The sequence below is a fragment of the Micromonospora sp. M61 genome, from assembly GCF_018070245.1.
In the GTDB taxonomy this organism is placed as follows: Bacteria; Actinomycetota; Actinomycetes; order Mycobacteriales; family Micromonosporaceae; genus Micromonospora; species Micromonospora zamorensis.
This window is the reverse complement of record NZ_JAGPYA010000043.1, coordinates 56,660-63,235: the sequence shown is the minus strand read 5'-3', so window position 1 is coordinate 63,235 and position 6,576 is coordinate 56,660. Positions and strand designations below refer to the sequence as shown.

The 6,576-nt window shown below is 71.8% G+C and carries 8 protein-coding genes; 1 reads left to right on the top strand and 7 read right to left on the bottom strand.

What is annotated here, in order from left to right; genetic code table 11:
- The 5 genes from KBX34_RS23070 to KBX34_RS23050 all read right to left on the bottom strand — a co-directional run.
- Positions 1–209 (bottom strand): ATP-binding cassette domain-containing protein (locus KBX34_RS23070; RefSeq protein ID WP_210926888.1); only part of this gene is annotated, 209 nt, incomplete at its 3' end.
- Entirely contained in the window at positions 206–1,021 is an 816-nt protein-coding gene (locus tag KBX34_RS23065) for an ABC transporter permease (protein WP_210926886.1), read from the bottom strand. The genes KBX34_RS23065 and KBX34_RS23070, both read right to left, overlap by 4 nt.
- Positions 1,018–1,803: a molybdate ABC transporter substrate-binding protein gene (gene modA / locus KBX34_RS23060; RefSeq protein ID WP_210926884.1), complete on the bottom strand. Its 786-nt coding sequence runs from the start codon at positions 1,801–1,803 to the stop codon at positions 1,018–1,020. The genes KBX34_RS23065 and modA overlap by 4 nt, the downstream gene beginning before the upstream one ends.
- Positions 1,800–2,222, bottom strand: a complete 423-nt coding sequence (locus KBX34_RS23055) for a molybdopterin-binding protein (RefSeq protein ID WP_088948486.1) — start codon at positions 2,220–2,222, stop codon at positions 1,800–1,802. The genes modA and KBX34_RS23055 overlap by 4 nt, the downstream gene beginning before the upstream one ends.
- A gap of 134 nt (positions 2,223–2,356) precedes the next feature.
- Complete coding sequence (locus KBX34_RS23050; protein ID WP_210926882.1) at positions 2,357–2,800, bottom strand: helix-turn-helix domain-containing protein; 444 nt, start codon at positions 2,798–2,800, stop codon at positions 2,357–2,359.
- Between the two features lie 139 nt (positions 2,801–2,939).
- Between KBX34_RS23050 and KBX34_RS23045 the strand changes: the two genes are divergently transcribed.
- Complete coding sequence (locus KBX34_RS23045; protein WP_210926880.1) at positions 2,940–3,806, top strand: aldo/keto reductase family oxidoreductase; 867 nt, start codon at positions 2,940–2,942, stop codon at positions 3,804–3,806.
- Between the two features lie 14 nt (positions 3,807–3,820).
- On the opposite strand, the gene smpB is transcribed toward KBX34_RS23045, so the two are convergent.
- Both smpB and KBX34_RS23035 read right to left on the bottom strand, forming a co-directional pair.
- Positions 3,821–4,312: an SsrA-binding protein SmpB gene (gene smpB / locus KBX34_RS23040; RefSeq protein WP_088948483.1), complete on the bottom strand. Its 492-nt coding sequence runs from the start codon at positions 4,310–4,312 to the stop codon at positions 3,821–3,823.
- 25 nt (positions 4,313–4,337) lie between these two features.
- Entirely contained in the window at positions 4,338–6,563 is a 2,226-nt protein-coding gene (locus KBX34_RS23035) for a hypothetical protein (protein WP_247672120.1), read from the bottom strand.
- Between the last annotated feature and the right edge of the window lie 13 nt (positions 6,564–6,576).

Genomic DNA, 6,576 nt, shown 5'->3' with positions numbered 1-6,576 from the left:
GCCGGGCGGTCCAGGTCGATGGCGTCGAGCGTGACGTGACCGGCGGTGAGCGGATGCAGCCCCGCCAGCGCACGCAGCGCGGTGGTCTTGCCGGCGCCGTTCGGGCCGAGCAACGCAACCACCTCACCGGGCGCGACCCGCAGCGGCACGTCGAGCCGGAAGGCGCCCCGGTCGACGACGAGCCGGGCGTCCAGCAGTGCACCGCTCATGCGCTGCTCATCCACCGGTCGCGCAACGCCACCAGGATGCCCACCGACACGACGAGCAGCACCAGACTGAGCACGATCGCGGACTCCAGGTCGGTCTCCAACGCCAGGTAGACGGCCAGCGGCATGGTCTGCGTACGCCCGGGATAGTTGCCCGCGAAGGTGATGGTGGCGCCGAACTCGCCGAGGGCCCGGGCCCAGCAGAGCACCGCGCCGGCCGCCAACCCGGGCGCCACCAGGGGCAGCGTGACATGGGTGAAGGTGGTCCATCGGCTCGCGCCCAGTGTCGCGGCGGCCTCCTCGAAGCGGTGGTCGGCGGCGCGCAGCGCACCCTCCACGGCGATGACCAGGAACGGCATGGCCACGAACGACTCGGCCAACACGACACCCGCTGTGGTGAACGGCAGGGTGACGCCGAACGTGGCGTCGAGCCAGCCGCCGAGCAGCCCACGCCGACCGAAGACCAGCAACAGCGCCACCCCACCGACCACCGGTGGCAGCACCAGCGGCACGGTGACCAGCGCGCGGACCAGTCGACGGCCGGGGAAGTCGACCCGGGCCAGCACCCAGGCGAGGGGCACCCCGAGCAGCAGGCAGAGCACGGTGGCCAGGGTCGCGGTCTGCACCGACAGCCGCAGAGCGGTCAGCGCGCCCGGCTCGGTGAGCCGCTGCGGCAGCGTGGTCCACGGCGCCCGGATCACCAGCCCGGCCAACGGCAGGACGAGGAAGAGCAGCCCCAACCCGGCGGGGATCAGCAGCGCGATCGGCACCCGCCCCCGCCGTCGGGGCGCGGCGTGCTCAAGGAGCTGGCTCATGGCGCCTGGAAACCGGCCTCGGCGAGGACCGCCTGCGCCGGCGCCGAGCGGACGTACGCGACGAAGGCCCTCGCGCCGGCCGGATTCGGCGCGTCCTTCAGCGCGACGATCGGGTAGTCGTTGACCGCCCGTGCCGACTCGGGAAACTCCACCCCGGTCACGTCGGCGCTCGCCGCTCGCGCGTCGGTGCGGTAGACCAGGGCCGCGTCGACCTCACCGAGCTTCACCTTGGCGAGCGCACCCTTGACGTCCTGCTCCAGGGTGACCGGCGTCAGCGCGACGCCGGCCGTGTCCAGGGCGGTGCGGGCGGCCGCACCGCAGGGCACCTGGTTGGCGCAGAGCGCCACCTTCACGCCGGGCCTGCTCAGGTCGGCCAGCCCGGTCACGCCTCCCGGGTTGCCCCGGGGCACCGCGATGACCAACTGGTTGCGGGCGAAGGTGGTCGGCGTGCCGTCGGCGTTGCCCGCCTCGGTGACCGTGGCCATGTTCGCCGGGGCGGCGGAGGCGAACACGTCCGCCGGCGCACCCTGGTTGATCTGGTTGGCCAGGGCTGAGCTGCCCGCGACGTTGAGGGTCACGGTGCTGCCGGGGTTGGCGGCCTCGAAGTCCTTGCCGATCCGGCGGAACGACTCGGTCAGCGAGGCGGCCGCGAACACCGTCACCGCGCCGGTGCCCCGGCCGTCCGCGGCGCTGCCGGAGGCCCGGTCGTCGCCCGCGCCGCAGCCGGCGACGGTCAACGCCATGACCACGGCCATCGCCGTACGCGTCGCCCGCGCGCTCATCCGCCCGACCTTCCCCTGCTCGGGGCGGGTGCGGCCCGTTCCACCACGACCGTGGTCGACTTGATCACCGCGACGGCCATCGAGCCGACCCGCAGATCGAGCTCGTCGACCGCCTCCCGGCTCATCAGCGACACGACGCGGAACGGGCCGGCCTGGATGTCGACCTGGGCCATCACCGTGTCCTTGCGGACGTCGACGACGATGCCGCGCAGCCGGTTGCGGGCCGAGGAGAACTCGGCGCCCGCGTCCGGGTCGGCGGCCTGGGCGCGGGCGAACGCGGCCAGGTCGACCCCGTCGATCACCCGGTGGCCGTGCTCGTCGCGCCCGGCCGTCAGCCGCCCGGCATCGACCCAGCGGCGAATGGTGTCGCTGCTGACGCCGAGCAGGTCGGCCGCCTCACCGATCCGGAACATCGTCACCGGCTCACCCTAGCTGCCGCATCTGCGAGCACGAAAGGCCGGACTGTGCTGTTTCTGCGTACTCCCGTGGGCTTATCCCGCCGTAGGTGCGCGACCGGGTGTTGCGTGGTTCCGTCGTGGGGAGGCGGAGCGGCTCAGGCGACCTGGTTGTCGTACGTCGCGCGGTTGGCGAGCACGTCGTCCATGTGCGTTTCGGCCCAGCCCTTGAGGCCGCGTATCACCTCGTGCAGGGAGACACCGAGGTCGGTCAGCTCGTAGGTGACGGTGACGGGCACGGTCGGCACCACGGTGCGGGTGACCAGACCGTCGCGTTCCAGGGAGCGCAGCGTCTGGGTCAGCATCTTCTGACTGACCCCGGCCAGGAGGCGCGACAGCTCCGAGTACCGCATCGGCCGCGGCTCGCCGGCGCAGTCGGCGCCGAACTGGTGCGAACCGTCGCTGCGGAGCGCGGCCAGAATCAACGTGACCCACTTGTCCGCGATGCGGTCGAGCAGCTTGCGGCTCGGACACTGCGCCAGGAAGGCGTCATATTCCGCCTTGGCCTGATCCCTCTTCCGCGCCGCCGTCGTCGTTGTCATCGGACCGCTCCTCCCGCCGCTGGGGGCGTTACGCACCTTCAGGTGCCTACTTCCCATCGTGAAGTTACACCCCGATAGTGGAGCAGGTAGACGATGCACCAGCACCGCTCAGTGCGACACGAAAGCCAGAGGTACGAACATGGTCTCCACCTCCCTTCCCGGCGGCACCTGGACGCTGGGAGACCTGCCGGTCACCCGGTTCGGCTACGGCGCCATGCAGCTGGCCGGCCCCTGGGTCATGGGACCGCCGGCCGACCGCGGTGGCGCACTCGCCGTCCTTCGCGCGGCCGTCGAGCTGGGCATCACCCACATCGACACCTCCGAGGCCTACGGACCGCATGTCACCAACCAGCTGATCCGGGAAGCGCTGCACCCGTACCCCGATTCGCTGCACATCGTGACCAAGGTCGGCGCGAACCGCGACCAGCAGGGCGGCTGGCCACCGGCCCGTGACCCGGAGAGCCTGCGCCGGTCCGTGCACGAGAACCTCGAGACACTCGGCCTCGACGTGCTCGACCTTGTCAACCTCCGGCTCGGCGATGCCGTAGGCCCGCAGCCCGGTTCGGTCGCCGAGGCGTTCGAGACACTCGTCGGCCTTCAGCAGCAGGGCCTGATCCGGCACCTCGGACTGAGCAACGCGACGCCGGAACAGGTCGCCGAGGCGCAGGCCATCGCGCCGATCGTCTGCGTGCAGAACATGTACAACCTCGCGCACCGCCAGGACGACGAGCTGATCGAGGCGCTCGCCGAGCAGGGCATCGCCTATGTGCCGTTCTTTCCGCTCGGCGGCTTCAGCCCCCTGCAGTCCTCGGTGCTCTCGACCGTGGCCGCTCGGCTGGAGGCGGCACCGATGTCGGTCGCCCTGGCCTGGCTGCTGCGGCGTTCGCCGAACATCCTGCTGATCCCGGGCACCTCGTCCACGACGCACCTGCGCGAGAACATCGCGGGCGCCGCACTGCCTCTCTCCGACGACGACCTCGCCGAGCTGGACAAGATCGGCCGCTAGCGAGAAGGGTGGAGTCAGGGCCGGCGGGGGTGGCCCTTGAGGTGCCGGCCCAGCTCGCGGGCGATCTCGCGGTTGGCGTCGCGCTCGGCCAGCGTCTGCCGCTTGTCGTAGGAGCGCTTGCCCTTGGCCAGGGCCAGCTCGACCTTGGCGTATCCGTTCTCGAAGTACATCGACAGCGGGACCATGGTCACCCCACCCTCGCGGACCTTGTCCAGGATCCGGTCGATCTCGGCCCGGTGCAGCAGCAGCTTGCGGTTGCGGCGAGGAGCGTGGTTGGTCCAGGTGCCGTAGGTGTACTCGGCGATGTGCAGGCCGTACAGCACGATCTCACCGTCGCGCTCGTGCGCGAACGCGTCCACCAGCGAGGCCCGCCCCTCGCGCAGCGACTTCACCTCGGTCCCGACCAGCACGATCCCCGCCTCGTACGTTCGCAGCACCGTGTACTCGTGCCGGGCCTTCTTGTTCGAGGCGATCAACCGGCGTTCGGGCTGCTTGGAGGGGCTCACCCCGCGACGATATCCGGCCGCTGCCTCAGCCGGGCCGGCCGGCTCCGCCGGTCGCTTGCCGCCCCGGGAGCAGTCGCCCGGTCAGCTCCCGCACCGACTCGGCGAATTCATCCTGCGACTCACACGGCCAGTGCCCCAGGATCGGTGGGGGAACGCTGTCGCTGGGCGCCGGCACCACATCCTCCGGGTCGACCAACCGGCGATCCACCATCGCCGCCGGCCCGGTCAGCGTCTCCGCCTCCCCGGGCCGGTGGGAGGCGAAGATCCACCCGCCGATCGGGTCGGTGTCGCGCCACAGGTTGATCCAGCGCCAGCCGACCCGCTCGCCGATCTCCCGCAGCGCCGGCTCGTCGGCGTACGCCGGGAACAGCCGCGAGTACAACCGACCCAGTGGCGACCCGTAGGTCAGCAGGGCGACCCGGTCGGTGATCTGGGTGGGCAGTTGCAGCACCGTGGCGGCGAGCAGCACCGAGCCGTGGCTGTGCCCGGCCAGCAGCACGCCGTGACCCTGTTCCACCAGGTAGGAGATCCGCTTGGCCAACTCCGGCACGGCCCGCTCGGCATAACAGGGCGGCGCGAACGGGTGTGCCGCCCGGGGCCAGAACGTGCCCAGGTCCCAGAGCACACCCACGTAGCGACGGAACCCGGCCGTGCGGTAGGCGAAGAGGCCGCCGATCACCAGGCCGAGCAGGATCGCGGCGATCGCGTAGCTGCCCGACCCGATCAGGAAGTTGACCATGCCCTCGGGCACCCCGACGTAGCGCTGCGCCAGCTCGCCCGGCATGAGCTGGAGCAGGCCGAGAACGCTGGTGGACAGGCCGAGCGCCGCCAGCCCGGCGTACACCACGGAGAGCGGTTCCAGCCGCTCGGTGAACCGGGCCCGGGCTATAGCCCGCTCGACCCGACGCAGCCGGTCCGCCGCCGACGCGGGCGCGTGCGGAAAGTCGGCGGCCACGATCGCCTGGGCGGCCAGCCGCCGCCCGCGCCGGGTCAGCCTGGTGACCAGAGCCGCCACCAGCAGGGCGGTCACCACCGCCATGAAAAACCCGAAGATCGCCCACTTGTACGGCAGGGGAGGGCTGGTCTCCAGGCCGTCCGCGGTCGTCCCCTCGCGATCAAGCAGGTCCGCCACCCGGTAGACCAGCTCGGCGGAGAACGCCACGGCGAGTCCGGCCGCGATCGTGACGAAGACCGGCGCTCCCAACGAACGCAGCGGCGCCCCGCGCTGCCCGCCGCCCCGCCGCCAGATCACCAGCGCGGCGAGGGCGGTCACCAGGATCATCTGGCTGACGAACAGCCAGGCCACCATCGCGCCGTAACCCGGCAGCGCGCGGCCCTGCGGCCACGGGGCCGGACTGATGACGACGTGCACGATCACCAGGACCGTCACACCGCAGGCGATCGTGCGCAGCCCGCGGAAGAAGGCGTCCACCCGGGGCGCCGGGTCGGTCCGGTCGATGCTCGGCACCACGGTGAGCAGGACCAGGCAGGTCAGCAGCACTGCCCCGGTGGCCGCCAGCAGGATCACCATCACCCACGAGCGGTGCTGGCTGGCACGGGCGGCCAGCAGGCTGCCGTCGAGTGTGGCGAACGCCGCCGCGACGTGGACCGAGCGCAGCCGACCCACCAGTGGCTCACCGTCCCACTGGCCGACCGCACTCAACTGGTGCTTCGAGGTCGGGGTCGACGGGGTCCGGAACGCGTCGAACGAGTGGCCTGGGCGCGCGCCGAGCCACCAGACCAACCCGATGGCGGCGACCGGCACCAACGCCAGCACTCCCAGGCGCAGCCCGGTCGGGCGGCCGCCGAGCCAGGACAGCCAGCTCCGCCCGGCCAGGCACGACGGGGTGTCCATGCAGCGCCAGGCGACCAGGTCCAACGCCACCCCGACGATGGAGAGCACGTAGAGCATGGTGAGGGTGAGGGCGAGCACCCGGCACAGCGCCATGAAGCCGAGCTTCGAAGCGGTGTTCGCCGGGCGCATCCAGAGCGCCACGTTGCAGAGCATGAACGGCAACAGGAACACCAACGACAGCGTCCGCACGGCCGTGCCGGACGGCAGGTCGCTCCAGCGGTACGCCTCCAGCGTCACCCCGTCCGTCCCCGTCGAGTCCGGATAACCGGGGCGAGGGCGGTAGAACCCTCCGCTGCGGTCCCCGGCGACCTGGTGCACGTACGGCCGGTCCAGCACCTGGTCCGCCCCCGCGCCGGAGACGCCGTGCACCCGCAGCTCCACGATCGCGCCCGACATCGTCGGTCCGGTC

Excerpts from the sequence above, each read along its gene's own strand:
- KBX34_RS23065 (WP_210926886.1), bottom strand. The coding sequence starts at position 1,021 with ATGAGCCAGCTCCTTGAGCACGCCGCGCCCCGACGGCGGGGGCGGGTG.
- KBX34_RS23035 (WP_247672120.1), bottom strand. The coding sequence starts at position 6,563 with ATGTCGGGCGCGATCGTGGAGCTGCGGGTGCACGGCGTCTCCGGCGCG.
- modA (WP_210926884.1), bottom strand. The coding sequence starts at position 1,803 with ATGAGCGCGCGGGCGACGCGTACGGCGATGGCCGTGGTCATGGCGTTG.
- KBX34_RS23050 (WP_210926882.1), bottom strand. The coding sequence starts at position 2,800 with ATGACAACGACGACGGCGGCGCGGAAGAGGGATCAGGCCAAGGCGGAA.
- KBX34_RS23045 (WP_210926880.1), top strand. The coding sequence starts at position 2,940 with ATGGTCTCCACCTCCCTTCCCGGCGGCACCTGGACGCTGGGAGACCTG.